27 protein-coding genes and 4 pseudogenes are annotated in these 25,308 nt (G+C 69.0%); 17 read left to right on the top strand and 14 right to left on the bottom strand.

Features of this window, described 5'->3' with window-relative positions:
• Positions 1-85: 85 nt before the first annotated feature.
• The 3 genes and pseudogenes from PV419_RS33600 to PV419_RS33590 all read left to right on the top strand — a co-directional run bounded on the left by PV419_RS33600 (position 86) and on the right by PV419_RS33590 (position 3,009).
• Positions 86-1,027: a DUF4158 domain-containing protein gene (locus tag PV419_RS33600; protein ID WP_319695391.1), complete on the top strand. Its 942-nt coding sequence runs from the start codon at positions 86-88 to the stop codon at positions 1,025-1,027.
• Positions 930-2,438, top strand: a pseudogene (locus PV419_RS33595) (Tn3 family transposase); the annotation flags it as partial. The gene PV419_RS33600 and the pseudogene PV419_RS33595, both read left to right, overlap by 98 nt.
• A 37-nt stretch (positions 2,439-2,475) precedes the next feature.
• Positions 2,476-3,009: a Tn3 family transposase gene (locus tag PV419_RS33590; protein WP_319695450.1), complete on the top strand. Its 534-nt coding sequence runs from the start codon at positions 2,476-2,478 to the stop codon at positions 3,007-3,009.
• A gap of 49 nt (positions 3,010-3,058) precedes the next feature.
• Here PV419_RS33590 and PV419_RS33585 read toward each other — a convergent pair whose 3' ends face one another.
• Positions 3,059-3,733 carry a TetR/AcrR family transcriptional regulator gene (locus PV419_RS33585; RefSeq protein WP_319695390.1) on the bottom strand — a complete coding sequence of 225 codons (675 nt, stop codon included), beginning with the start codon at positions 3,731-3,733 and terminating at the stop codon, positions 3,059-3,061.
• Positions 3,734-3,869: 136 nt separating this feature from the next.
• On the opposite strand from PV419_RS33585, the gene PV419_RS33580 reads away from it, so the two are divergent.
• From PV419_RS33580 to PV419_RS33570, 3 genes and pseudogenes are all read left to right on the top strand, one after another.
• On the top strand, positions 3,870-5,306 hold the full coding sequence (locus PV419_RS33580; protein WP_319695388.1) for an MFS transporter: 1,437 nt from the start codon (positions 3,870-3,872) through the stop codon (positions 5,304-5,306).
• Between the two features lie 26 nt (positions 5,307-5,332).
• Entirely contained in the window at positions 5,333-6,493 is a 1,161-nt protein-coding gene (locus PV419_RS33575; protein WP_319695386.1) for a macrolide family glycosyltransferase, read from the top strand.
• A 350-nt stretch (positions 6,494-6,843) separates the two neighbouring features.
• Positions 6,844-7,236 (top strand): annotated as a pseudogene (locus PV419_RS33570) (recombinase family protein); the annotation flags it as partial.
• Positions 7,237-7,895: 659 nt separating this feature from the next.
• On the opposite strand, the gene PV419_RS33565 reads toward PV419_RS33570, so the two are convergent.
• Positions 7,896-8,144: a hypothetical protein gene (locus PV419_RS33565; protein ID WP_319695457.1), complete on the bottom strand. Its 249-nt coding sequence runs from the start codon at positions 8,142-8,144 to the stop codon at positions 7,896-7,898.
• 104 nt (positions 8,145-8,248) lie between these two features.
• Between PV419_RS33565 and PV419_RS33560 the strand changes: the two genes are divergently transcribed.
• The 3 genes from PV419_RS33560 to PV419_RS33550 are packed head-to-tail and all read left to right on the top strand — an operon-like array spanning position 8,249 to position 10,211.
• The gene (locus PV419_RS33560) at positions 8,249-9,130 is read left to right on the top strand and encodes an ATP-binding protein (protein WP_319695384.1); all 882 of its coding nucleotides are present in this window, start codon (positions 8,249-8,251) and stop codon (positions 9,128-9,130) included.
• A complete protein-coding gene (locus PV419_RS33555; protein ID WP_319695382.1) occupies positions 9,114-9,941 on the top strand; it encodes a TniQ family protein in 828 nt (275 codons plus the stop codon). Before PV419_RS33560 ends, PV419_RS33555 begins: the two co-directional genes overlap by 17 nt.
• 9 nt (positions 9,942-9,950) lie before the next feature.
• The gene (locus tag PV419_RS33550) at positions 9,951-10,211 is read left to right on the top strand and encodes a hypothetical protein (RefSeq protein WP_319695380.1); all 261 of its coding nucleotides are present in this window, start codon (positions 9,951-9,953) and stop codon (positions 10,209-10,211) included.
• A 412-nt stretch (positions 10,212-10,623) separates the two neighbouring features.
• On the opposite strand, the gene PV419_RS33545 is transcribed toward PV419_RS33550, so the two are convergent.
• A complete protein-coding gene (locus PV419_RS33545; protein ID WP_319695378.1) occupies positions 10,624-11,505 on the bottom strand; it encodes a LysR family transcriptional regulator in 882 nt (293 codons plus the stop codon).
• Between the two features lie 92 nt (positions 11,506-11,597).
• Here PV419_RS33545 and PV419_RS33540 point away from each other — a divergent pair, with 92 nt between their 5' ends.
• A complete protein-coding gene (locus tag PV419_RS33540) occupies positions 11,598-12,335 on the top strand; it encodes an SDR family oxidoreductase (RefSeq protein ID WP_319695376.1) in 738 nt (245 codons plus the stop codon).
• Between the two features lie 230 nt (positions 12,336-12,565).
• Here the strand turns inward: PV419_RS33540 and PV419_RS33535 are convergent, their stop codons facing one another.
• A complete protein-coding gene (locus PV419_RS33535) occupies positions 12,566-12,799 on the bottom strand; it encodes a hypothetical protein (RefSeq protein ID WP_319695374.1) in 234 nt (77 codons plus the stop codon).
• Positions 12,717-13,976 (bottom strand): hypothetical protein, encoded by a 1,260-nt coding sequence (locus tag PV419_RS33530; protein ID WP_319695372.1) that lies wholly within the window; start codon positions 13,974-13,976, stop codon positions 12,717-12,719. The genes PV419_RS33535 and PV419_RS33530 overlap by 83 nt, the downstream gene beginning before the upstream one ends.
• A gap of 912 nt (positions 13,977-14,888) precedes the next feature.
• Here PV419_RS33530 and PV419_RS53460 point away from each other — a divergent pair.
• Positions 14,889-14,999 (top strand): annotated as a pseudogene (locus PV419_RS53460) (IS110 family transposase); the annotation flags it as partial.
• Positions 15,000-15,126: 127 nt separating this feature from the next.
• Here PV419_RS53460 and PV419_RS33520 read toward each other — a convergent pair.
• Genes PV419_RS33520 through PV419_RS33495 form a run of 6 tightly spaced genes read right to left on the bottom strand, consistent with a single transcriptional unit; the run spans position 15,127 to position 17,991 of the window.
• Positions 15,127-15,693, bottom strand: coding sequence for a hypothetical protein (locus tag PV419_RS33520; protein ID WP_319695370.1), 567 nt, complete (start codon positions 15,691-15,693; stop codon positions 15,127-15,129).
• Positions 15,694-15,698: 5 nt separating this feature from the next.
• Positions 15,699-16,691 (bottom strand): DUF6286 domain-containing protein, encoded by a 993-nt coding sequence (locus tag PV419_RS33515; protein ID WP_319695368.1) that lies wholly within the window; start codon positions 16,689-16,691, stop codon positions 15,699-15,701.
• Entirely contained in the window at positions 16,688-16,879 is a 192-nt protein-coding gene (locus PV419_RS33510; RefSeq protein WP_319695366.1) for a hypothetical protein, read from the bottom strand. The genes PV419_RS33515 and PV419_RS33510 overlap by 4 nt, the downstream gene beginning before the upstream one ends.
• Positions 16,880-16,922: 43 nt before the next feature.
• Positions 16,923-17,174: a hypothetical protein gene (locus tag PV419_RS33505; RefSeq protein ID WP_319695365.1), complete on the bottom strand. Its 252-nt coding sequence runs from the start codon at positions 17,172-17,174 to the stop codon at positions 16,923-16,925.
• The gene (locus tag PV419_RS33500) at positions 17,171-17,524 is read right to left on the bottom strand and encodes a hypothetical protein (RefSeq protein ID WP_319695363.1); all 354 of its coding nucleotides are present in this window, start codon (positions 17,522-17,524) and stop codon (positions 17,171-17,173) included. The genes PV419_RS33505 and PV419_RS33500 overlap by 4 nt, the downstream gene beginning before the upstream one ends.
• Complete coding sequence (locus PV419_RS33495) at positions 17,521-17,991, bottom strand: Asp23/Gls24 family envelope stress response protein (protein WP_415925433.1); 471 nt, start codon at positions 17,989-17,991, stop codon at positions 17,521-17,523. Before PV419_RS33495 ends, PV419_RS33500 begins: the two co-directional genes overlap by 4 nt.
• Before the next feature lie 152 nt (positions 17,992-18,143).
• Between PV419_RS33495 and PV419_RS33490 the strand changes: the two genes are divergently transcribed.
• Positions 18,144-18,686: an RNA polymerase sigma factor gene (locus PV419_RS33490; protein WP_319695359.1), complete on the top strand. Its 543-nt coding sequence runs from the start codon at positions 18,144-18,146 to the stop codon at positions 18,684-18,686.
• A complete protein-coding gene (locus PV419_RS33485; RefSeq protein ID WP_319695357.1) occupies positions 18,677-19,135 on the top strand; it encodes a hypothetical protein in 459 nt (152 codons plus the stop codon). The genes PV419_RS33490 and PV419_RS33485 overlap by 10 nt, the downstream gene beginning before the upstream one ends.
• A 385-nt stretch (positions 19,136-19,520) precedes the next feature.
• On the opposite strand, the gene PV419_RS33480 is transcribed toward PV419_RS33485, so the two are convergent.
• Positions 19,521-19,646, bottom strand: a complete 126-nt coding sequence (locus tag PV419_RS33480) for a helix-turn-helix domain-containing protein (protein ID WP_415925426.1) — start codon at positions 19,644-19,646, stop codon at positions 19,521-19,523.
• A gap of 274 nt (positions 19,647-19,920) precedes the next feature.
• Between PV419_RS33480 and PV419_RS33475 the strand changes: the two genes are divergently transcribed.
• The 4 genes and pseudogenes from PV419_RS33475 to PV419_RS33460 all read left to right on the top strand — a co-directional run bounded on the left by PV419_RS33475 (position 19,921) and on the right by PV419_RS33460 (position 22,599).
• Positions 19,921-20,412, top strand: coding sequence for a hypothetical protein (locus PV419_RS33475; RefSeq protein ID WP_319695355.1), 492 nt, complete (start codon positions 19,921-19,923; stop codon positions 20,410-20,412).
• A 92-nt stretch (positions 20,413-20,504) separates the two neighbouring features.
• On the top strand, positions 20,505-20,867 hold the full coding sequence (locus tag PV419_RS33470) for a MarR family winged helix-turn-helix transcriptional regulator (RefSeq protein ID WP_319695448.1): 363 nt from the start codon (positions 20,505-20,507) through the stop codon (positions 20,865-20,867).
• Entirely contained in the window at positions 20,864-22,297 is a 1,434-nt protein-coding gene (locus tag PV419_RS33465; protein WP_319695352.1) for an MFS transporter, read from the top strand. The genes PV419_RS33470 and PV419_RS33465 overlap by 4 nt, the downstream gene beginning before the upstream one ends.
• A 33-nt stretch (positions 22,298-22,330) precedes the next feature.
• Positions 22,331-22,599 (top strand): annotated as a pseudogene (locus PV419_RS33460) (DUF1330 domain-containing protein).
• Here PV419_RS33460 and PV419_RS33455 read toward each other — a convergent pair.
• Together PV419_RS33455 and PV419_RS33450 are read right to left on the bottom strand one after the other, a co-directional pair.
• Positions 22,551-23,549, bottom strand: a complete 999-nt coding sequence (locus PV419_RS33455; RefSeq protein WP_319695350.1) for an ABC transporter permease — start codon at positions 23,547-23,549, stop codon at positions 22,551-22,553. The pseudogene PV419_RS33460 and the gene PV419_RS33455 sit on opposite strands and share 49 nt — an antisense overlap.
• A gap of 9 nt (positions 23,550-23,558) precedes the next feature.
• Positions 23,559-25,283 (bottom strand): ABC transporter substrate-binding protein, encoded by a 1,725-nt coding sequence (locus tag PV419_RS33450; RefSeq protein WP_319695348.1) that lies wholly within the window; start codon positions 25,281-25,283, stop codon positions 23,559-23,561.
• Positions 25,284-25,308: the final 25 nt, after the last annotated feature.

Below are 25,308 nucleotides of genomic sequence, written 5' to 3'. Positions count from 1 at the left end.
GTCCGGCTCGATGGCGGCCGTCACCCATTCGGCCGAAGGTCGTTGGTGCTGATACTGACTGATCTCTGGGCCGGGGACAGGACTTGTGACCTCGATCGAGCGGACCGCGTATCCGCGGTTCAAGCGGCTGATCACCGCGCACGAGCTGCATCTCTTCTTCGCGCCGACGCGAGAGGAGGCGGCGGGGGCCGCTGAGCGGATGGACTTTGATGGGCATCAGCTCGCGTTGCTGCTGGCGCTGAAGTCGTACCAGCGGATGGGGCGGTTCCCGAAGCCGGACGAGTATCCGGAGATGGTGGTCGACTTCGTCCGTCGTACGGTCGAGCTGCCGGAGGGCACGCTCCCGTTGTACGAGGCGGGACGCACCACCGAGCGGCAGCGCGCGGAGGTGCGCCGGCGGGTGGGAACGAAGTACAAGCAGTCAAAGACCCGGCGGATCGCCGAGGAGGCGATCCGAAAGGAGGCCGCGTCGAAGAACCGGCCCGCCGACTTGATCAATATCGCGCTGGAGAAGGTGTTGGCTGCCGGTCTCGAACTGCCGGCGTTCTCCACCTTCGACACGATGGCCTCCACGATCCGGGCCGAAGTGAAACGCCTCGATCTGCTGCGGCATCCACGACCGGATGAGCCTGGCGGAGCGAGCGGGGATGCTGCGGCTGTTGTAAGAGCGCGACAGCGACGGCACCACGCGGTTCAACCGGCTGAAGCAGACAGCCCAGGGCCCGAACTGGTCGCACTTCAAGCGTCTGTTCACACATCGGGAGTGGCTGGACGAGCTCGGCGACACCGCCGTGTGGGTGGACGGCATCGCCGCGCCAAAGATCACCGACTTCGCCGGGGACGCGGATGCGGCAGATGCCTCCGAACTACGGGACTACGCGCCCGTCAAGCGGATCGCGCTGATGGCCTGCCTCGCCCACAAGGCACGGATGCGGGTGCGCGACGACCTGGCGACGATGTTCTGCAAGCGGGTCGCCATGAAGATCAAGAAGGCCAAGGAGGAGCTGGAGGAGATCCGGCTCGCTGAGCGGGAGATCACCGAGGCCCTGATCGGGAACTACCGCACCGTGCTCAAGAACCTCGACGACGGCGGCCCCGCCCATCAGGCGCTGGCGAAGGCCGCGGCGATGACCGCCGAGGCCGTGAAGGCCCTGGACGGGCTGGACGAGGCGGCGCCAGTGGAGGAGGTCGCCCGCCGACTGGGCGGGGAGATCTCCCCGGCCGTGCTCGCCCTGGCCAGGGCCCAGCTGGTGCAGGCCGGCGGTCTGAGGGCGGTCACCAAGGCGGTCGAGGGCTTCTGCGGGTTCGCGGGGCAGTACGAGCAGATCGAGAAGGTCTCCGCCCACCACGGCAACTTCTGGGAGGTGCTGCTGTATGGGCAGCTGGGCCGGGACCGGTCGGTGATGTTCGACCTGGCGGAGAAGCTGGAGTTCACCGCGACGTCCGAGGACGGCCGGGTGCTGGACGCGCTCGCGCACGCGATGCGGCACGAGAGCGCCCGCGGCGAATGCATCACCACGCTCGGCGAGAACGGCGAGGCGGTCGACATCTCGTTCGCCACGCAGAACTGGCACAAGGCCGTCCTAGACAAGACTCGGCCCGGCCGGTTCGTGCGCAAGCACTTCGAGGCGATGTTCGGGTATCCGGACAACGAGGGCCTGGTCATCGACCCGGAGACCGGCATCCCGTCGCTGAAGCCGCACCGCTCCGAGGGGCAGCGGCCCTCGGCGAAGCGGCTGGAGCAGGAGGTCAAGGCGCGAATGCCAGAGCGCACGCTGATGGGGATCGTGGCCCGTACCGCGTACTGGGTGGAGTGGTGGCGCCGTTTCGGCCCGCCCTCGGGCCACGACCCGAAGCTGAAGGATCCGTTCGGCCGGTACGTGCTCACCACGTTCGTCAAGGGCACCAACATGGGCCCCTACGAGGCGGCCAAGCACATCCCTGGTGTGTCCGGGCATGAGTTGTCGTACGTGGCGAACCGGCACTTCTCCATCGTGCTGCTGAACGAGGCCGTCGCCGACCTGGTCAACGCGCACGCCCGTCTGGACATCTCCCAGGCGTGGGGCGACGGCACCGCCGTGGCGGCAGACGGCACCCATATGGACACCTACCTCAACAACCTGCTCGCCGAGACGAGTGTGCGGTACGGCAAGGCGGGCGGGATCGCCTACCACCACATCTCCGACACCTACGTTGCGCTGTCCACGCACTTCATCCCGTGCGGAGTGTGGGAGGCCGTCTACATCATCGAGGGCCTCCTCAAGAACACCAGCGAGGTCAAGCCGACCACCGTGCACGCCGACACCCAGGGCCAGAGCGTTCCTGTTTTCGCCCTGGCGCACCTGCTGGGCTTCGATCTGAGGCCCAGGATCAGGAACTGGAAGGGCCTGACCTTCTACCGCCCGTCCAAACAGAGCGAGTACGTGCACATCGACTCGCTGTTCGGCGAGGCCGGGAAGAACGTCATCGACTTCGATCTTCTCCTCCTCGACGCTGCTGAAGCGGCTGCGATCCGGGTCGAACAAGAACTCCACCTACACCGCGTTCCGCGAGATCGGCCGCGTGATCCGCACGGTGCAGCTACTTCGCTACCTCGCGGACGCACCGCTGCGCCGGCGGGTGACCGCGGCGACGAACAAGGTCGAGTCGTTCAACCGGTTCTCCCAGTGGGTCGGCTTCGGCAACCAGGGCGTCCTCGCCGACAACGACCCCATGGAGCAGGAAAGGGCGATGAAGTTCAACGCCCTGCTCACCAACGCGGTGATCTTCCATAATGCCCTGGACATCGCGGAGATCGTCCGCCAGCTCCTGGAAGAGGGCTGGGAGATCGCCCCGGAGGACCTGGGCCACATGTGGCCGTACCTGACCGAGCACATCGAACGGTTCGGCGAGTACTCCACACACGAACTCGGCATTCAGCCCGAGTCGTACGAGACGAAGCTCGACGTCGACTTCACCCAGCTCCGCGACCAGGGCGTGCACGCCGAGACCTTCGGAGCCGTGGCCTGACCGGGCCAAGGCATCGGCAACAGGTCCCGGAGGCCGGCGCAGGTGGCCGTCAGCGGGGGTCGGATCCGCCCGCCAGCCGTGCGAAGAGTCGCGCGACCTCGTCCGCGTAACGCTCGACGAGCTCGGGGGAGCTCGCGTCGGTGCCGAAGAGGCCGCGGGCGATGTGGGGGTAGACGGCCAGGGCGTTGCCCGCGCCGAAGGTGATGAGCATCAGGGCCGCAGGGTCGATGGAGTCGTCGAGTTCGCCGGCGCGCTGGCGGGCGCGGATCGCTTCGACCTCCTGCTGGAGGCGGGCGTTGCGCTCGCGGGCCTCTTCGGGGTCCTCGTCGTCGGGGCCGGTGTCGGCGAGGCCGTCCCAGGCGAGCAGGCGGCCGCCGCGGTGGTGCCCGACGCTGGCACGCACGTACCCCTTGAGCATTTCTGCTACGGGCATGTCGTCCGGGAACGCCTCCGCTTCGTGGGCGCGCCACTGCTTGCCCATCTCGCGGTAGAGACCGTCCTTGCCGTCGAAGTAGTACGAGATCAGCTGCTGGTTCACACCGGCCCGGCGGGCGATGGCCGAGAGGCGCGCCCCGGCCGGGCCCTTCGCGGAGAACTCCTCCATAGCGGCTTCGAGGATGCGCTCCTTGGTGCGCTCGGCGTCCCGCTGCCGCTCGCCGGGCGCCGGTGACCTGCGCTTCTTCCGCTCCGGGCCGGATGCCTCGCCGGTCTGTGCTGAAGTCATACGCCCATTATGTCAGCCGCTCGCACACTTGAATCAATCCCGTCACTACTTTAATCAATCATCTGGTTGACAAATGTATCCGGTTGGGTGATTCTCGGTGATGGAAAGACATTGTGAGGCAGGAGCTGGTGAAGGCATGGACGGGCTGACGAGCGCGCGGGAGCAGGAGACCGGCAGGACACCGCCGTACGCGAAGGGCTGGGGCGCGGCGATCGTGATGGTCCTGGCCGCGATGCTGGACCTGATCGATGCCTCGATCGTGAACACCGCACTGCCCGCGATAGGCCAGGGCCTTGACGCCTCCGCGACGCAGCTGGAGTGGATGGTGTCGGCCTACATGCTGGGCTTCGCCGCCACGTTGATCATCGCTGGGCATCTCGGCGACCGCTTCGGCCGCAAGCGGCTGTTCCTGACGGGTGTGGCGGGCTTTGCCCTGGCCAGTCTGGGCAGTGCGGTCGCGGCCGGCGCGGGACAGCTGATCGGGGCGCGCGCAGTGCAGGGGGTGGCGGCGGCGCTGCTGCTTCCGCAGGTGCTCGGCACGGTGCGCACCCTGTTCGACGGGGCCGAGCGGGCCAAGGTCTTCGCGCTCTACGGCGCGGTCGCGGGGACGGCCAGCGCGGTGGGCGTAGTTCTCGGTGGTGTGCTGACCGACCGGGATCTGTTCGGCTGGGGCTGGCGGACCGTGTTCGCCGTCAACGTCCCCATCGCTGTGGCCGTGTTCGTGCTTGGGGCGCTGTGGATACCGGACGAGCGGGCTGAGCGCATCTCCGGGCGGCTCGGCCTGCCCGGCGCGCTGACCCTGGCCGCCGCCCTTGCCGCGATCGTGCTGCCGCTGATCGAGGGGCGCGCGAACGGCTGGCCGCTGTGGGGCTGGGTGCTGCTCGCCTCCGGCTGCCTGACGCTGATCGCGCTCGTCCGCCATCAGTCCCGGCGCGGTGTGGTGCAGCCGCTGCTGCCGACGGCGCTGTTCGCCCGGTCGGCGTTCGGTGCGGGGCTGGTGATCCAGATGCTGTTCGCCGGCGGCATGTCCGGCTACCTGATGGTGTTCACCGTCTGGCTGCAGTCCGGCCAGGGATACACCCCCACGCAGGCGGGCCTGGTGACGGTCACCTTCAGCGCCGGGGCGTTCCTCTCCGCGCCCTTTGTCAACCGCCTGGTCGCGCGCTTCGGCCGTTACGTCCTGGCCGGCGGCGGACTGCTGATGGCCGTGGGCTTCGCGTGGGTGGGGCAGGCCACCAGTGCCGCACCCGCCGCGTGGCCGCTCGTGCCCGGCTTCGTCGTCGCCGGCGCCGGGCTCGGCTTCGTGCTGATCCCGCTGGTCAACATTGTGCTGAGCGCCGTTCCCGTCGAGCTGGCGGGCTGCGCGTCCGGGATCTTCTCCACGGCCCAGCAGTTCGGCGGCGCGCTTGGTGTCGCCCTGATCGGCAACACCTTCTTCGCCCACGTGCCCGGCGGCTGGAACGACGCGATAGCCCACGCCGCGCCCTGGACGGCCGCCGCGTTCCTCGCCGGTGCCGCACTCTGCCTCGCCCTGCCCCGCGAGAACCTGGTCGATCACGACCTCGCTGCCTGACCCTCCACTCGAAAAGGAAGATCACCATGGCGCACATCGCCTTCATTGCCCCCGGTGCCTTCGGGCACATCAACCCGACCCTGCCGATCGTGCGGGAGCTGACCGCCCGCGGGCACCGCGTCACCTACGCGACCGACGCCGCCATGGCCGACACGGTCCGCGCCGCCGGCGCCGAGCCGGTCACCTACCGGCTCAAGCCCGTCGAGCCCCTCGTGCTCGACGGCATGGAGGCCGCGGCACGCGGCACCCTCGCGCTCCTGGAGGAGGTCGAGCAGGCGCTGCCGCAGATCGAGGACGCCTACGAGGACGACCGGCCGGATGTGCTCGTCAACGACTGGCTCGGCTGGTCCGGCGCACTGCTGGCTGCGAAGTGGGGGGTGCCGCGGGTGCAGTCGTGGAGTGCGCACGCGGCGAGCGAGGGATACGACTTCGGGGCGTTCATCGTCGGGATGTTCCAGGCGGCCCCAGCGGTGAAGGCCGAGTTCGACGCGCTCCTTGCCGTGCTGCTCGAGCGTCACGACCTGCCGCCCGTCGAACTGCACGACTTCTACCGGCCCGCCGCCCGTAACCTCGTCTACCAGCCCAGGGCCTTCCACGTACGCAACGAGACCTTCGACGACCGATATGCCTTCGTCGGCCCGACCCGGCTGACCGAGCCGGCCGACTTCACCCCGCCGGGCAGCCCCCTGGTCCTCGTCTCGCTCGGGACGATCATCGAGGAGCCGGAGTTCTTCCGTACGTGCGTGAGCGCCTTCGCCGATCAGCCGTACCACGTCATCCTCTCCGTCGGCACCGGCATCGACCCGCGCGACCTGGGCCCGCTGCCCGTGAACATCGAGGCACACCAGCGCGTGCCGCAGCCGGCCGTGCTCGCGCACGCCGACGCGTTCGTCACCCACACCGGAATGAACTCCACGATGGAGGCCCTGGGTTCGGCCGTGCCGATGGTGGCGATCCCGCACACACCCGAGCAGCAGACCACCGCCGAGCGCATCACGGACCTGGGCCTCGGTACGGTCCTCACCCCCGACGCCGTCACCGCCGACACGCTGCGGACGGCCGTGAACGACCTGCTGGCCAACGCTGCCACGCGGCAGCGAGTGCGCGCCATGCAGCAGGAGGTCCTCACGGCCGGGGGCGCACCCCGCGCGGCCGGAGTCATCGAGGGCCAACTCCCCACCGGGTAGACCCTGAGCCCTGAGGCTACACCGGACAACAAGCGGCTGAGAGTTACTACGGACAGCCCGGGAATGTTCCGGCTCGACCGGTGCGGGACGCCGTGCCTCAACATCGGCGACGTGGGTGACGGCGGAGACGAGAAGGGAGACGGGTGGGTGGTCGGGCTGGGCACGCAACGCCTCGCCCCTCGCCCGAGCTGTCATCAATCGATCGAATGACGACAGGTGCGGCGGGCGTCCAACGAACCCGGACCTTCCGGGGCCTGTTGGCGGCTCCGATCCAATGAGATCCGATGGCGGCTGATGACAGGGTTTGCTGACAGCTAGGGTCGAATGCGACCACCGACACGGGGAGCGGCATGGCCAACCTGGTCTACAAGCGGGTCTCGACCGACCAGCAGTCGGCCGCCCGACAGAACCTCGTCCTCGCCGAGGCCGGAATCGAGGACCCGGTCACTTTCGAGGAGGACTCCGGCACCTCCAGCCGCCTCCACCCGCTTGAGCGCCCGAAGTTCGGCGAACTGCTCACGTACCCGCGGCCGGGCGACACCGTGCACATCTCCGAGATGTTCCGCCTCGTACGCGGCACCGGCCACATCCTCGACGTCCTCCACCGCGACCGCCTCGCCCTGCGCATCCACGACGGCGCGTTCTCCGCCATGGACCTCACCGCCCGCCACCCGCGCACCGGCGAGCTGCTGTCCACGGTGAAGTTCATGGTGCAGACCCTCGCCGCCGCCGGCGAACTCCAACGCGACCTCCAGCGCGAACTCACCTATGACCGACTGCGAGCCGCCGAGGCCAAGGGCAACAAGGGCGGGCGTCGCCCTGCCATCGTGGGCGAGACGGTCGCCGACGTGCGCGCCGCCTACCTCGATGGCCAGGCCATCGCCGCCCTGGCCCGCGAGCACCACGTCAGCCGCGGTGCTGTGCGTACCGCCGTCGCCGACCTCATGCCCGAGCACGTCGCCACCGACGAGAGCGCCTCGGCCCCGGAACTGCCCGTCACCCTCGACATGCCCGGCAAGATCGCCGACTTCCTCCGCGCCGCCGAGCTGGACGACGCCGAGCGGGCCGCGCTCGACCACGGCCAGGCCGTACGACGCGGCACGGGCTACACCCTCCGTGTCACCGCCGTGCCCGCGGTGCACCGCCAACTCCTCGACCGCTGCCAGGCCTTCGAGGGCGTCGGGGTGGTCCCCGCCCAGCGCAAGGCCCGCCGCGAGTACGAGAACCGCGTCAATGCAGACCTTCTCGTTCGCCTTCGCCTCGGCGACCAGGTCGCGCAGCGTCTTCTCGCCGACGACCGGGTACAGAGCCGTGCGCACGATCTCGTCCGGCTTGCCGATCGCGGCGTTGGCGTGCCTGAAGAGGATGCCCTCCTTGCCACGGACCTTCTTCAGCTCCGCGGTCAGCTGCCTCTCCACCCGGCGGCACGGGCATTGATCTTCCGCACCAGGGCGACCAGCAGATCCACCAGGGCATCGGTGATCTCCGCCTGCCGGGACGAGCACAGCGCCGCAAGCAGCGTGATCCGTACGACCTCGGCGGTGTCCCGGAAGTCCGAGGGATACATCTTGATCGCCCGCGCCCGCCACGCGGCCAGCAGCTTCTCCGAACAGTCCGCGAACAACTCGTCAGGCAGGCCGAGTTTCCGCACGTCGTTCAGCTTGACTCTCGCTCCGTGCCTTCAAGGCCCTCAACGAGGAGAAGCGGCTCGCTTACAACGAGCCCCGGCTGGACTACCACTCCCGGCTCGTGATCGTGGCCACTCCCACCGTCCGCAACGTGTTCACCACCGGACGGCGCCTGGTCCTGCTCAACCGGCACCAGATCTCCGGCCGCCGCGGGCTGATCGTCACCGGCCAGGCCGGGACCGGCAAGACGACCGCCATCGCCCAGCTCGGCCGCAACCATGAACTCCTGGTCCGCAAACGACTCGGCCCGGCCGCCGCGGGACGGCTGCCGGTCGTCTACGTCACCGTCCCGCCCCGGGCCACCCCCAAGATGCTCGCCATCGAGTTCGCCCGGTTCCTCGGCCTCCCGGTCGTCCGGCAAGAGACCCAAACCTCTATCACCAACGCCGTCTGCGACCTGCTGATCAAAATGCGCGTCGAGCTCGCACTCGTCGACGAGATCCACAACCTCAACCTCGCCACCCAGGCCGGAGCCGAAGCCTCCGACCAGCTCAAATACCTGTCCGAGCGGATCCCCGCCACCTTCGTCCTCGCAGGCATCGACGTCGCCGCGAGCGGCCTGTTCAGCGGTGTCCGAGGCCAGCAGATCGCCGGCCGATACACCGTCACCGACACCGAACCGTTCGCCTACGGCACCACCGCACAACGGCAGAACTGGCGGAACCTGATCGCCTCACTCGAAGACGCCCTACGACTTCACCGGCACAAGCCCGGCAGCCTGGTCAAACTCGACGGCTACCTCCACGAACGCACCGACGGCGCGATCGGCAGCCTCTCCCAACTCGTCCGCGGCGCCGCTCTTGAGGCCATCATCAACGGCAGCGAGGCCATCACCCGCAAGACTCTGGAGACCGTCGAGGTCGACCAGACCGCCGAGGACGCCCGCCAGGAACACCGCCGCAACCATCGCCCCCGCCGCCGCCGGAGGCCGGATGCCGGCGCAGCCTGACCAACTCCGCCAGCCACCCATCGCTCTCGGCCCCGTCCACAACGAGACCCTCGGTTCCTATCTCCACCGCCTGGCCGTCGCCAACAACCGTCCCGCAGGCTTCCTCGCCCGCCTCCTGGGCCTGCTGCCGCCGGAGTTCTCCCAGCTCAGCAACACCACTGCAGGCTGGAATCCCCACTCCCCCGGCCGTCTGGCCACACTCTCCGGGCGCCCAACGTCCCAGCTCGCCCGGGCCCTGCCCGCGCTCGCCGACTTCCTCAGCCCACACGGTCCCGGGCAGCGAACGGAACAGCTGACCAGCCGCCCCTGCCGCTGCTGCACAGCCCGTCGCAGTCCCACCGCTTCCGTGGTCATCACCCTCTCGCCCGCCCACGTCCACCTCTGCCCGCGGCATCACTTCTGGACCCGCTCCACTCACGACATCCCGCTCGGCGTCCTACCCGAAGTCATCGAGGCCCAGCGCCGACTCGACCAGCTCGCCCGCCGCCACCGGCAGACGTCCGGAATGCCGATCGATCTCGGAAAGGAGTGGACCGATCGTCTTGACCGAATCGAAGCCCTCGCCGTCAGCAAGAAGATCTCGGCTGAGGACCGCAGCCACCTCGCGGCGTTCCCCGAAATCGTGGTGCTGACGCACCTGATCCTCGACCCGCCCACCACCGCCCTCGATCCCAAGGAGCTCTACCTGGCGACGACCGCCGAACTGAGCCGACGATTCGCGCGGATCTACACCATCCTCGGAACCCACGACCCCCTCTACCGGCGCTTCTGTCTCTACCGCGAACGAGACTTCCGTGAGGCTCCGGTCTAAGTTCGACTCGTGGACGACACTGAGATCACCATCAAGCTCACCCCCGACGAAGCCCTCGTCCTCTCGGACTGGCTGGAGCGAGTTCAGATGACCGACCTCAGCCGTCTGGTCGACGACCCAGCCGCGTGGGCCCCGATCCACAAGCTCGCAGGGACGCTGGACAAGGCACTTCCCGGGATCTTTGCTGCTGACTACGCGGAGCGTCTGGATGCAGCACGGCGCCGCCTGAGGGAGACCATGGGCAGCTTCGCTGAAGAGCAAGACGGCTGAGTCAACCGTCCCATCCGTCAGAACGATTCCGTGAAAGCCATGTCCGTTGAGAACGCTGAGGGCCAGCGTTCTCAATCGACGTGACAGCCCACCAGGTCAGCGGCTCGCCATCTGACAGATGCACTTCGACGGGACAGACTTGCGCCCTCGCGAAGTCACCGAGGAAGTGCCACATTTCGTGAGACTGGGCCGTGTGCCATCGCCGTGAGACAGCTTGAAAACCGCAGTTCAGAAGCTCGGCCTGCGCCACGGGCTGCGAGATCCTACAGCTGTTGTGGGATCCCAGATCCCCTGTCCTTTTCCCACCGGTGATGTCCACCGTGTGGCCAATAGGACAGGGGAATGGGATTCATGCTGTCCTCTCGCACCGAAGCTGACGAATTCTCACCGGATCTCATCCGTGTCGTCGGATTCACACTGTTTCGCGTTCTGACCTGGCCATAGCCGTGCGGACCAGGCCGGCCAGGGCGAGGGAGCGGCTGTGCGCGGGCCAGGCGATGTGGGTCACGACGGAAGGTGCGTCCGCCAAGGGAACGGCCGCGTGCTCGGCCCACAGCCAGGAGCGGGCGGAGTCGGGGACGACCGCCACGGTGCGTCCGAGGGCGATCAGCTGGGCCAGTTGTGTCTGGTTGTGGATCTCGGGGCCAGGGCCGGGTGCGTAGGTGCCGCGGGTGGGCCAGCGGGCGAGCGGCAGACCGGGGACGTCCCTGACATCGGCCAGGGACAAGGTCTCGCGGGCGGCGAGGGGGTGCCCGGCAGGCAGGACGGCGACCTGCCCCTCGGCCGCCAGTGCCTCGCTGTCGAACCCGGTGAGGGAGTTCCACGGCGTGTGCATGAGCGCGACATCGGCGCGTCCGTCGCGCAGCAGCTCTTCCTGCTCGTGAATGCCGCACGGCAGTACCTCGATCTCGGCACTGTCGGGCTCGGCAGCGTAGGCGTCGAGAAGCTTTTGCAGCAGTTCGTGGGACGCGGCGGCCTTCACCGCGAGGACCAGCCGACCGCGGAGGCCGCCGGGACTGTCGGCGCACCCGGCGCGCCGGGTGCGGCGGACGGCGGCAGCGGCCGCGTCGAGAGCCGCCCGGCCCTCCTGCAACAGCACCTCCCCGGCACCGGTCAAGCGGACACCACGGCGGTTGCGCTCCAGCAAACAGACCCCCAGGCGCCGTTCGAGCTGCTGGATCGCCCGCGACAGCGGCGGCTGGGCCATGCCGAGACGCTCGGCGGCGCGCCCGAAGTGCAACTCCTCGGCCACAGCCACGAAGTACCTCAACTCGCGGGTCTCCAGGGTGTCCACGGCCGCAGCATACGCGGTGATACCCGCCGGGTATGACAGGGCACCGTACCGGTGTTGGCCGCACCACTCGCCCACGGGCCAACATCATCGGCATGAGCGAAACGACCACCGCGCTGGTGACCGGCGCGAACAAGGGCATCGGCTACGAGATCGCGGCCGGACTGGGCAGCCTCGGCTACCGCGTCGGTGTGGGAGCCCGCGACGCGACCCGACGCGAAACCGCCATCGGCAAACTGCGCGCCGCCGGCGTGGACGCGTTCGGGGTACCACTGGACGTGACCGACGACCGCAGCGTCACCGCCGCCGCGGAACTGATCGAACGACTGGCCGGACGCCTGGACGCCCTGGTCAACAATGCCGGCATCCCGGGCGAAATGGGCCCGGGATGGCTACAGGAGCCGACCACGCTCGACCCGGAAGTGCTACGCACCGTCGTGGACACCAACGTCATGGGCGTCGTCCGGGTCACCAACGCGATGCTGCCACTGCTGCGGCGCTCCGCCTCCCCACGCATCGTCAACGTCTCCAGCAGCGTCGGCTCCCTGACCCGACAGGCGGACCCGGACACCGAGATCGGCCCCATCATGGCGGCCTACGCACCGTCGAAATCCTTCCTCAACGCCCTCACCCTGCAGTACGCCCGACAGTTCGCCGGCACCAACATCCTCATCAACGCCGCCTGCCCGGGCCTGGTCGCGACCGACTTCACAGGCTTCCACGGACCCCGCACCCCCGCACAGGGCGCAGCCACCCCGATCCGGCTCGCCACCCTCCCCGACGGCGGCCCGACCGGTTCCTTCTTCGAGGACGACGGCGTCGTCCCCTGGTGATCACGAACCCGCCGTGGATTCCGCAGAAACCAGATGCACTGAGAATCCCGGGCCGAGCGTTCTCATCGAACCTGGCAACCCCGCAACTCAACACAAGATCCACAGACAAGCCCCACGCGACAGGAAAGTGGGTTCAGCGTGACTGAGGGACTTTCATCGGGAAACCACGGCGTCTTCGGCAGGCGGGCTCGAAAATGCGGTGGGTTCGTCGCCGCTGATCGGCAGGATACTCATTCACCCTCGGCGGCCTGCTCGATCTGCTCGTCGAGCAGGCTTTGGGCGATGGCCGCGTAGCGGCTCGCGGCGGTGTGGGACATGTTGAAGACCAGGGCGAGGTGCAGCGGGTCGGCGCCGACGGTCAGCGCCTCGTGCAGTACCCGGTCACCGCGGATGCGTTCGAGGTAGACGCCTTGGTGCAGCAGGTGCCGCTTGAGGTATTCGGCACTGACGGGCTCGGTTCCCAAGGCGGTCTTTGCGTTGATCAGAACGTGCCGGTTGGGGGTCTTCGGCCAGGGCGACGATCAGCCGTTGCGCCGGGGTGACGGCGATCTGCTGGACGGCGAGGACCTCAGCATCGGTCATCGGCATCAGGCTGCGCGGGATGTCTTCGGTCTTGAGCCGGGTGGTGGGGTTGGCGAAGATCAGGCCGCGCTTCTTGGCGAAGCGGAACAGTGAGCGAAGTGCGGCGATGGCGTTGCGACGCTGCCATCCGCGCAGGGGTGACAGCGCGGCCGTCACGTCGGCGGCGGTGATCTCGCGCAGGTGCCCACGGGTCGGCGCCCAGTTCTCCAGATGGGGGCGGACGCATCCGAAGTAGACGTAGAGGCAGGTGTGGGACCGGGGCTTGGCGCGGCTGTCGCCGTCGAGGAGGACCAGCAGCCAGGCGCGGACGTCGCCGGCGAAGCCGGCGGGCAGTTCACCAGCGCGGTCCTCGATCCAGGAGCGGATCGCCAAGGAGCTGTCGCCCGGTCTCGCCGCGATCCTTCGGGCAGCGGCTTGCCGCAGTGCACGCAGTTCATCGAGGGGGCAGGGACCTGCCCGTGCGAGAACGCGGGGCGACGGCGCGGGGCTGGCCCACCGCGGTGGCCTGCGAGTCCGCCGCTGGCGCCGGGGCCGGCACCCGCTCCGGCTCGGGCAGTTGCGGGCTGCCGGGCCGAACTTGCGGCAGGTCACCAGCTCCTCGCGCCATCCGGCGAACAGCTCCTCGATCTCCGCTTCGCTGGGCGGGATCCGCAGCTGCGGTTCCACCGAGGCCCGCGGCCGGTTCATCTCGTCCAGCGGGCACTCGACCACACGGCCGGTGAGGTTGTGCAGCTCGACCTTGTGCCGCAGCTCAAGGAACTGGAAGTACACCGCCAGCGCACCGGCCCGGCCGGTCCTCGTCGACGGCTTGGCGTCGCGAAGCACCTTGCCGAAATAGATGTCGGCGTCGGTCGGCTCCATCTCCCACAACGGTCGGCCGAACCAGTCCCGGATCAGCTCCAGGTGGTTGGTGTCGTTGCGGATCGTGCTGTCGACCAGACCGGCCGAGGCTCGCGCGAGCACGAACCCCGCCAGCACATCGGACTCGAACTCGGCGAGCTCCTCCTCGCTCACCGGTGACCGGTACTCGCGCAGATCGCGCACTACGGCCAGAGCCAACCCACGCCTTCACGACTTCACCCAGACTGAAGGAATCCCGACATGGATGAGGGTTGCGCACTCTGGACGAGGTTGGGTCAGAACGGCCTGCGGTCACCCGGACGAGGTAAGGTGCGCTCCATCCGGACTCTGGTACTGCGCCTGGCGAGGGAGAATCCGAACTGGGGCTACAGGCGGCTTCACGGCGAACTGCTCGTGCTCGGAGTGAAGGTGGTCGCCTCGACCGTATGGAAGATCCTGAAGGATGCCGGCGTCGAACCAGCGCCCGGCCGGAGCTCCAGCACATGGGCCGGCTTCCTGCGCTCCCAAGCCGACGCCCTCCCGGCCCGCGATTTCCTTGCGACGGTCATCTTGTTCGGCGCGCGGATGTACGTACTGGCGGTGATCGAACACAGCAGCCGCCGCATCCGTGTCCTGTGCGCCACCGCACACCCGACCACCTCCTGGGTGGTGCAGGCGACGAAGAACCTGGTCATGGACCTTGATGATGTCGGCTGCCGGGCGCGGTTCCTGATCGGGGACCGCGATGGGAAGTTCCCCGCCTTGTTCGATGCCGTCCTTACCGATGCCGGGATTGACATTGTTCTGAGCGGTTCGGATACCGAGAATGAGCTCGGTCACGGAACTGTGGGTGCAGACTTGCCGGCGCGAACTGCTGGACCGGACACTGACCTGGAACCAGCGGCACCTGCTCCAGGCGCTCCGGTGGTTCGAGCACTTCTACAACGCTCGGGCCCACCAGGACATCGCGAACGCCCGGCCACTGCACCCGTTACCCGCACCGATCAAACGGCCACCGATCCGGACCAAATCGCCGCCTCGACATACGAAGACGCGATCGCCTCGGCGGCATCCTCCACGCCTACCGACATGCCGCATGACCTGCACGGATGGGATTTCCGGCAAGCACAGATGCGGCGGATCGCCGACCTCTACCCCGGCGAGGCCAAGACCGACGCCCACGACGCCCACGTGATCGCGGTCGCAGCCCGCGCCCCGGACGTGGACACCCGCGCGGTAGAGCCGGCGTGATCCTGGCTGGTGGCCAGCCGATCCTCCGCGGACGACCGCACCCAGACGGACGAACTCTGAAGCCGATACGTGGCCGCGCCTAAGGCAACCGGCCCGCATCGCGGGCCAGGGCTGGTACTCAGTGGTCGGCTGGAGCGATGTGGATGCGGGTGGTGGCAGTGAGGCGGTCGCTTTCGAGGGCGTGGCGGAGTTGAGCCAGTGCCTGGTGGATGTGCCGGTTCGCGGCGCCTGGGTCGGTGTAGGCGGTGAGGGTGACGGTCAGCGTCAGTCGTGGAACGGTGGCGGCGCCGGTAAGGGTGGCCTTGGCCCGTCGCACGTAGGGGCTGGCGGTCAGGTCCTCCTCGAGTGCTTCGGTGGCGGCCCGGGCGGACAGGTGCGTGGCGCCGTGGCGAGGGTCGGGCTCGGCATTGATGTGGTGGATGGCGTCGGTGTGGGCCTGGGCGGCGAGCCACCACAGTGCGAGGAGTGCGAGCAGGGCGGCGCACGCGGCGACGGCGGCCCAGAACCACCAGTGGTCCGCGGCGTAGCGGCGAGCCTGCTCGTCGATCAGTGGAGCGTGGGATGCCCCGAGCAGACCGGGGCGAAGGTCGAGGCCGCGGGCGAGTGCGGCGGCGCCGCCCGCAGTGAGCACGAGGCCGACCGCGAGGAGCGCGATGCGGTTGGCGCGGGCGGTGGGGCGGCGCATCGGGCTCACTCCTCTCGTCCTCGTACGGTGGTGCGGACGTGAAGTGGTCTCATGGGTGACAGTTCGTCGAGGCGGTCGGTGACGGCCTGCCGGACCCGCTGGGGGAGGTCGCCGACGTCGTGCAGCGGGCTGTCGGCGTTCACGTGTACCCGCCTCCGGCGCAGTCGTACGTGTGCGCGGTCGATGCCGTCCAGGCCGCCGACGGCGGCGGTCAGACAGCGGCGCAGCCCGGCGCGGGTGATGCCGACCGTTGTGTGGGGATCCTCGGACCGCAGGGCGATCATCCGGGGACGGCCGGGCGCCAGCGCCAGCGCGACCAGCAGTACCCCGACGGCGAGGATCGCGGCGGCTGCGGCGAGCACGGCGGGATCGTCCCACCGCAGATCGCGGCCTGCCCGGGTCAGCCATGTCACCGGCAGCACCTGTGCGTCGCGGTTGATCAGGCTCGCGACGACCTGGATGGCGGCCAGGAGCACGACGGCGGCCAGCAGGGCTGCGATCAGGACGGCCGGGAGGGTCCGCCTGGGCCGGAAGGCACGTATCGCTGCCCGTCGGCGCTGTCGGTCGACCGCCTGCGGGGGCACGGACGGCGCTTCGTGGTCCACGGTGGTGCGGGGAGCGGCCGTATGGGTGAGGCGGGCGACGTCGATGTCGACCTCGCGCACGTCCAGGCCGGTCAGCTCGCCGATGCGGGCAGCGACGCGCTCCCGCACGCGGCGGCTCACCTGCCGGATCGGCGCCGGGTATGCCACCGACACCGTCATCGCCACGGTGGCCAGGTGCCCGTCCACGTGGGCCGTGGCCCGAGGGGCGGGCGGGGCCTTGGCACGCCCGAGCGGCACCCCGAGCAGGCGCCGCGGCGCCCCGCCGGCCTGGTCCACTTCGGTGACGGCGCGCACGGCGATCCGTTCCAGCACCCGATCGGCGATCTCAGTGTGCCCGCGGGTCTCCGGCGGCCCGAGCGCCGCCGGTGGTGTCGGCACCAAATCCGTGGTCACGACCGCCTCCGGCCGCCCAGCAGGCCGCTCAGATCGTGTTCACCGGCCACGGCCCGGCCCGCGAGGAGTCCGACGGCGCCGAGAACGAGCACGATCAAGAAAGCGGTGAAGCCACCGAAGGCTCCGGCGAAGCCCAGCGCGGTCCCGAATCCCAGGCCGATCGCTGTAGCCCACTGCGTTCCGTCCATGTCACTCACTCATTTCCCTCGTCTGAACTTGTGCCGCACCGCGTCAGCGCACGCGCCGCGCTCGACGGCGCCGGTGGCGCCGGTGGCGCCGCCACCACCGGGCGGCCAGCCAGAGTCCGCCCCGGCTGCGGAACACGCTCACCCGCACCCCCTCGGAACAGCGCGGGGCCGCGACAGCGGTGCGCCAGCGGCTCAACCCTGCGATGAACTCCTCTGGATCGCCGCCGACGTCCGGGTGGTGCAGGCGCACCCAGGCCCGGAACGCCTGCCGCTGCGGTGTGGGGTGTGCGCTCATCTGAGCGTCTCCCGGGCGGCGCTGTCGGGGAGTTCGATGTCGTCGATGCACACCTCCACCTGTGTGCCGGGCGTCAGCCCGTGGACCGCGGCCCGCACTTGTGCGGCGACCTCGGTCAGCGGCGTACCGAAGACCGCGACCACCTCGACCTTTACCTCGGTGTCGCGGACGGCGACCCCGGCCACGGTGCTGCCCGGCAGATAGGTGGCGATCGGCCCGTCGGCCAGGGCCGCTACCGCCGGGCAGTCGGCCACCGCTGTGGCGATCCGGCCGGCCAGTCGGCCGACCTCGCCCGTATCCCGGCCGGGGGCTGGACGTGTCGGATGTGTGCGATGTGCCGGATGTGTCATTGGACGCGGGACTCCGCCGACTCGGCCGGTTCATCACCGGGCATGTGGATGTCGCCGACAGTGATGTTGGCCTCGGTGACCTCCAATCCGCACATCTTCTCCACCGCGGTGACCACGTTGCGGCGAACCCCCGCGGCCAGGTCCGGGATGGACACCCCATAATCGACGATCACATCGAGGTCGACCGCGGCCTGGCGTTCACCCACCTCGACCTCGACCCCCTGGGTGATGCCGGGGCCGACCACTCCGGGCAGACGCTCGCGCATCGCGCCCAGCGCACGGGACACGCCGGCGCCCATCGCGTACACGCCCGGCACCTCACGGGTCGCCATCCCCGCGATCTTGGCCACAACCACATCCGCGACCGACGTCTTGCCCTGCTCACTCACCAGCTCCGCGGACCCCCGCGCCGTCACGGAACGGGCCCCTTCGGACTGCTCACTCGACTTGACCGTCGTCTCTTTCATCTGTGTGTTCACGGCGCCGTTCTCCGTTCCGTGCGAGCTCATTACCCGCATCACTCAAAAAGACACAGCCGACCCGGGGATCCTCACGCCCGTCATGGGATGTACCTCACGCGCATGTGGTTCGTAGCCTCCCGCCGGGGCACTCGCACAAGGTGACCTCCGAGGCGGAGGACGGCATTCTTGTCGCCCGCGCCCGTGACGGTGACACCGCAGCCTTCGAGGACCTGGTGCGCCGCTACGCCACTCGGGTGTACCGGATCGCGCTGCGCATCGTGGGAGACGCCGACACCGCGGAGGACGCCGCCCAGGACTCCTTCATCACCGCTTGGCGCTGCCTGCACGAACTCCATGCGGAGCAGGCGTTCGCCGCCTGGCTGTACCGCATCGCCGCGACCCGCGCCGTCAACGTCGCCCGCGCCCGGCGCCCCGAGATCAGCCTCGAAGAGGAGGCCCTGCCGCCGTCCCGCACAGCCGGCCCCGCACAGCAGGCCGTGGCCGCCGAACTACGTGCCGCGCTGACCCGCGCCCTCAGACGGCTCACCCCGGAGCAGCGCGCATGCTGGGTGCTGAGAGAACTGGAAGGCATGTCCACCAACGAAATCGCCCACACCGTCCACACCAGCCCGGATGCCGTCCGTGGTCGCGTCCACCGCGCTCGTGCCCGGCTTGCTCAGGAGCTCACGCCATGGCGATGAACCATCCAACTGCGGACCGGTTGCCGAGCGGCACCGCCATCGACACCCTCCGTGAGGCGACCGCCGCGCTGACCGCCGAACCGGTCGAGCGCCCCCCGGGCTTCGTCGCATGTGTCATGGTCCGGATCCGCCAAGAACCGCGCCGCTTCCGCAAGCTGCCGCTCCCCGCAGAACCTCCGCACCGTCTGTCCATCACCGAACACGCCGCCGCCACTCTCCTGTCCGCCGCCACCAGCAGCGTCCCCGGCACCACCGGCCGAGGCTGCCGCTTCCCCACCCCTGGAGACCCCACCCACGTGGCCGTCAGCATCAGCCTCCGCTACGGCCAGCACGCCTCCACCACCGCCCACCGGGTACGCGCCGCCCTGCACGCAGCCGCGGCCACCCAGCTCGGTCTTCGCCTCCTCTGCATCGACATCACCATCGATGACGTCCACCCACGTCTCTGACCGCCATAGGCATGATCACCAACCCCCGCAGAGATCAGGCTCTTGCGGTCAGGCAGATGGGCCAAGAATCCCTTGATACAGCAGGTCACCGCGCCGGGGCCCGGCCGGCCGGACCGTACACTGCTCGCCGTCCCGACCCAATTCCTCCCGCGAGCCCTGCGAGAACACCGGATCGTCTCACCGCGCACCCTGCCAGCCTGGCACCAGCGCCTGGTGAAGCAGAAGCGGACGCAGCCGCCGTCCGCTGGCGGGCGCCCGACCCTGACTGTCCGAAGTGACGGTGCAGTACGACTGGTGGGTGCTGAACGAGTCGGAACTGGCCCGGGAGCTCGCCGAGCACCGGCTGGCCCTCCGCTTGGCCGGACATCCCGATCTCAGCCGGCGCCTAGCGTCGCTGACCGGGGACCCGCTCACCGTTCAGATAGGCGCGGATCGTCTTGCGATCCCGGCCCAGGTGCCGTGCGATCGCCGAGATCGTCCATCCCTGGCGACGCAGAGCGTGAGCGTCCACGTCTTCCTCCCGCGTGAGTATTCAGGCCCCCGACCAGGCCGAACTCATAGCTCACGCAGGCTCTTCACGACACACCCAGGGCCATTCGACACGCCGGGCGACATCACGCGAAAGGACCGAACAAGGTCACCCGAAGGGTGGGGAGATCAACAGAGCACCCACGGCTCAGCAACAGGTGGGGAGATTCAAGGCTCTGTCCGCAGTTCCGTGATGAAACACTGAAGTGTGTGCACCTGGCGTCAGGGCTGTCACCGGGTACAAGCACAATGCGGCCATGAGCTACGACTTGGCTGTGTGGGACGGCCCGAGGCCCGCGGACGACACAGCGGCACTTGATGTCTTCGAGGATCTGTACGGCAGATTCATGGGAGGCACGAGCGAGCCGCCGACTCCGCGTATCAGACAGTACGTCGAAGGACTGGCGGCTCGATGGCCCGGTCTGAGTGCCGATGATGAGGACGAGTATGCGAGTCCGTGGTCGGACGGCCCTTTGATCAATAATGCGAGCGGTCCGCTGTTCTATTTCGGCATGGTCTCCAGCAGGTATCAGGAGGCCGCCTCCTTTGCTGCCAGCCTGGCACGGATGTCGGGCCTGGTGTGCGCCGGAGGTGCTGGACGAGCACTTCCTGGTCGACGGGCGCGGCAGGTTCCGGCCGCGCACCGAGCGCGATGGCCGGCCGCCGTCGCGGGTGCGGATCGAGGTCGCCCGCGCCAGTCGACCATTTCCATAAACTATGAATATAAAAATGCTATGCTTCGAGCATGAGTCGTCAAGACACCGCTCCTGGCGCGTCCGCCGCCATCGGGGCAGCCCTCTACGGCCTGGCCACCAGGGCCGCGAGACGCCTGCCCCGGGACATGAGCCTGACGTCCGCCGCCACCCTGGCCACCCTGGACCGGACCGGCCCGCGGCGCATCACCGATCTGGCCGCGGTCGAGGGCGTCACCCAGCCGGCGATGACTGCCCTGGTCCGGGTGATGGAGGAGTCCGGCCTGGTCGAGCGGCGGGGCGACGCATCCGACAAGCGGGTCACGCTGGTGTGCCTGACCGAGGTCGGCGCCTCCTATGTCCGGACGCGGCGCCAGGCGGGCGTCCACGCGTTCGAGCGGTTGATCGGCGAGCTCACCGGCGACGAGATCGAGGCGCTGGTGGCGGCCCTTCCGGCGCTGAAGCATCTGGCAGAGCTCGAAAGCCAGGACCGCGAAGGGCTGAAGCAGTGACCGGGCAGCCGGTCGGTGGGGACGCGGTGAAGGCGTTCCCGGTGGCGCGTTCCGAGGCGCGGCTGCTGGTCCCCGCCCTGATGTTCATCGCTCTGGTCGTGGCGGCGGTCGCCAGCCTCGGGGCGCCGCTCATCACCAGCGTTGCGACCTCGTTCCACGTCTCGCTCGGCAGCGCGCAGTGGACGCTGACCGTCGCGCTGCTCAGCGGCGCCGTCGCCACGCCGGTCCTGGGCCGGCTCGGAGCCGGCCCGCACCGACGGGCCACGATCCTCGCCACGCTGGCGGTCGTCGTCGCCGGCAGCGCGCTCACCGTGCTGCCGCTGCCGTTCGCGTGGCTGCTGGCCGGCAGGGCGGCCCAGGGCGTCGGGCTCGGGCTGACGGCGCTGATGATGGGCGTGGCCCGGGACCACCTCCCCGAGGAGCGCAGCGCGGCCGTGATCGCCCTGATCTCGGTGGTCTCGATCATCGGGGCCGGCGTCGGCTACCCGCTGGCCGCACTGCTCGTCGAGCTCGGCGGGGTACGGGCCGCCTACGGCCTCGGCCTGGTCGTCACCGCCGCCGCCCTCCTGACCGCGTGGCGCTCCATGCCCGAAGCCCCCGAAGGCCGCTCCGCCCACGTGGACGTGGCAGGCGCGGTCGTCCTGGCCGCTGCGCTGCTCCTGGTGCTGTTCCTCGCCGGTGAACGGAATCTGTGGAGCCGGCACCTCGCCGTGGCGGCGGGCCTCGCCGTCGTCGCGGTGGTGCTGCTCTGCGTCTGGGCCGTCATCGAGCTGCGCAGCACGACGCCCCTGGTCGATGTGCGGGCGGTGCGGCACCCGGCAGTCACCGGGGCGAACCTCGCCATGTTCGTGGGCGGGATCGGCATGTACCTCCTGCTCACGCTCATCACCCGGTACGCGCAGACGCCGCACGGCGCCGGCTACGGCTTCGGGCTGACGACCTTCGTCGCCGGGCTGGTCCTCATCCCGTTCTCGGTGCTGGGGTTCGTCGCCGGCAAGCTCACGCCGCGGGTCCGGACGCGGATCGCCGCCCCCCTGCTCCTGGCCGGCAGCGCCGTCGTGGTCGGCGGCGGGTTCGTCCTGTTCGCGGCGGCCCGGTCGGACCTGGCCGAACTGTTCGCGGCGATGGGCGTGCTCGGCTTCGGCGTCGGCGGCTTCTCGGCCGCGATGCCCGGCGTCATCCTGGCCGTCACCCCCAAGAGCGAGACTTCGAGCGCCATGAGCTTCAACTACGTCGTCCGCAGCGTCGGGTACTCCCTGGGCAGCGCCATCGGCGGCCTGATTCTCGCCGCGGGCACCGGACCCGGCCACCTCTTCCCCGACGACAGCGCCTACACCACCGCGGCGCTGGTCGGCATCGGCGCCATGGCGATCACGACGCTGACAAGCCTCGCTCTCGCCCGCCGACGCTCGTCCGGGACCAACCCGTAGGTCAGATGCACTCATCCCAACACTGGAGGTTCCATGCCCAAGAGCTACTGGGTCAGCGTCTACCGCACCATTTCAGACCCTGAGAAGCCGGCTGCCTACAACAAGCTGGCCCGTCCGGCCGTCCAGCTCGGGGCGGGCGGCTCCTCGTCCGTGGCGGTCGGGTCGCCGCATACGACGCCGGAATCGCCGAGCGCACCGTCCTGATCGAGTTCGACAGCTTCGAGCAGGCCGTCGCGGCGCACGAGAGTGCGGCCTACCAGGAGGAGCCGCCGGTCCGGGTGCGGGGGTCGATGAGGCCGTAGAGCAGGTCGACGGCGAGGTTGGCGGCGAGCACCGTGACCGTGATGACCAGGAAGATGGCCTGCATGAGCGCGTAGTCGTTGTTCTGTACCGCCTGCAGCAGTTTCGACCCGATGCCGGGGTAGGCGAAGACCTGCTCGGTGACGATCGAGCCGGCGACGACGAAGCCGAGGGAGATCGCGAATCCGGCGACGGATGGCAGGACCGCGTTCCGCGCCGCGTACCGGATCATGACGCGTCGCTCGCTCAGGCCTTTCGCCTTGGCGGTGAGCACGAAGTCCTCGGCCATCGCCGAGACCATCATGTTCCGCGTTCCCAGCACCCAGCCTCCGACCGACGAGATCACGATGGTGGCCGCGGGCAGAATGCCGTGGTACAGCGCGGAGCCGATGAAGTCGGTGTACGGGCCGGGGGTGAGGGCGACGTCGTACCCGCCCAGAAGGGGAAACCAGCCCAGCGCCGACCCGAGGACGGCGACCAGGATGAGCGCCAACCAGAAGTACGGCACCGCGGACAGTACGGTCGTCGCCGGCACCAGCGAGTCCAGCCAGGTGCCGCGCCGCCACCCCACGAGCACGCCCAGCACGATCCCAGCCACGGCCGCCAGGACGGTCGCGATCCCGACCAGAGCGATGGTCCAGGGCAGTGAGGTGGCGATGACCGTCGAGACGGGGGTCGGGAAGTCGCTCACCGAGATCCCGAAGTCACCGCGCAGCAGGTTGCCCAGGTACGCGATGTACTGCCTGAGCAGCGACTCGTCGGTGTGAGTACCGAGCAGAAGCTCGTACGCCCGGCGCGCGGACGGGTCGACGCCGGTGCCGTGTTGTTGCAGCTTCGCCATGAGGATGTCCGCCGGATCGCCCGGCATCATCCGCGGGATGAAGAAGTTCAGCGTCACCGCCGCCCACAGGGCGACCAGATAGAAAGCGAGTTTGCGCAGGTAGTACCGCATGGGCTGGACTCACTTCCCAGCGGGCTTGAGGCGCAGGTAGACCTCCGCGCTGTCGGGGCTTTGCCAGACCGCCGGGAAGGCATAGGGGTCGCTGTCGGTCGGCCAGCCGGTGAACTTGGCGTCGTGGTAGACGCTGATCGTGCCCTGGGTGAGCACCGGGATGTACGGCATGGACTGCTCGATGCGGGTCTGAATGCTCTCCAGGTAGGGCTGCCGCGCGGCGGTGTCGGTGGGGTTGATGTGCTTGAGCGCGTCGAGAGCCCGGTCGATCTGCGGATCGGAGAAGCGGCTGGCGTTCGAGCCGGGTTTGGCGCCGACCTTGGCGGTCTGCGCGGTGCTGAAGAAGTAGGTGTAGAGGTAGTACGGGTCCGGCGCGGGTCCCTGGTAGAGAGAGTCGATGATCAGCTGGTAGGAGCCGCGGTCCCTGGAGTCGACGAACTCGTTCCAGGACAGCTGCTGCGGGGTGACCTTGATGCCGGCCTTCTTGAGTTGCTGGCCGATCATGTTCACCGCGGTGATGTAGTCGGTCCAGCCGGAGACGGTTTTCACCGTCAGCGCCAGCGGCTTGCCGTCCTTGGCGTAGATCCCGTCGGAACCCTTGGTGTAGCCGGCGCTCTCCAGGATGTGCTGTGCCTCGGCCACGTCCGGCTTCGTCGGCGCGATCGCGTTCTGCAGCTTGCCGGAGATGAGGGCCCGGTCCCGGGTCGGCAGCAGGAGGCTGGGCGAGATATCACCGGCCGTGTTGTCGAACGCCAGCGCGTTGAGCTGGGTCCGGTCGATGGCGTGGTAGATCGCCTGACGCACGGCCGGGTCGGTCTGCGGGCCCTGGCAGCCGAGATCGGCGTTGCTGCAGGTGTCCAGAACGATCTGGTTCACCGGTGTGATGACGGATTTGTAGCCAGGGTAGTTCTTCGTCACGTCCTTGATGCCCGGCACCGGCCCCGTCTGCCAGTCGATCTGCCCGGACTTGAGAGCGGTGACGCTGGACTGGTTGCCGGAGAGGGCGGGGTAGCGGATCCTCTTCACCGCGGGCTCCCCGCCCCAGTAGGTCGGGTTCGCCTTCAGCGTGTACGCCTGCGGCTTGAAGTCATCAAGCAGGTACGGACCGGTACCGACCGGATCCTTCAGAACAGCGACGGCCGGATCGGCGAGGTCCTTCCACTTGTGCTCGGGCACGATGTAGGTCTTGCCCAGGACCGACGGGCCGTCGACGAATGACGGTTTGTCGAACGCGATGGTCACGTGAGTGTCGTCGACCGCTGTGGCGTGACCCGCGTATCCGGCGTTGTTCATCCCCTTGTGCTTGGTGATCATGTCGAGGGTGAACACGACGTCGGCGGCGGTGAACCGCACACCGTCGGACCACTTCTCGTTGTTCATCCCCTTGTGCTTGGTGATCATGTCGAGGGTGAACACGACGTCGGCGGCGGTGAACCGCACACCGTCGGACCACTTCACCCCGTCCCGGAGGGTGATCGACAGCTTGGTGCCGTCCGCGTTCCAGGAGAACGCCTTGCCCAGCCATGGCGTTGGGGCGTCTTTGCGGACGATGTTGTAGAAGAACAGCGTCTGGAAGATCGTCCCCGTCCCACCGATAGCCGTCGGCGCGAACGGGTTGAAGTTGATCTGATAGTCACCGGCCTGCCCGGTGTACGCGATCAGTGTCGGGCTTTTGCCCTGGTTCGGCGTGCCTGACGACTGGCATCCCGCGACGGCCAGGGTCGAGGCGACCAAGATCGCTGCGGCACGCGTTCTCGCG

Source organism: Streptomyces sp. ME19-01-6 (genome assembly GCF_033793745.1).
Taxonomy (GTDB): domain Bacteria; phylum Actinomycetota; class Actinomycetes; order Streptomycetales; family Streptomycetaceae; genus Streptomyces.
The sequence above is the reverse complement of the archived record's forward strand: the minus strand, read 5'-3'. Positions and strand labels throughout refer to the sequence as shown.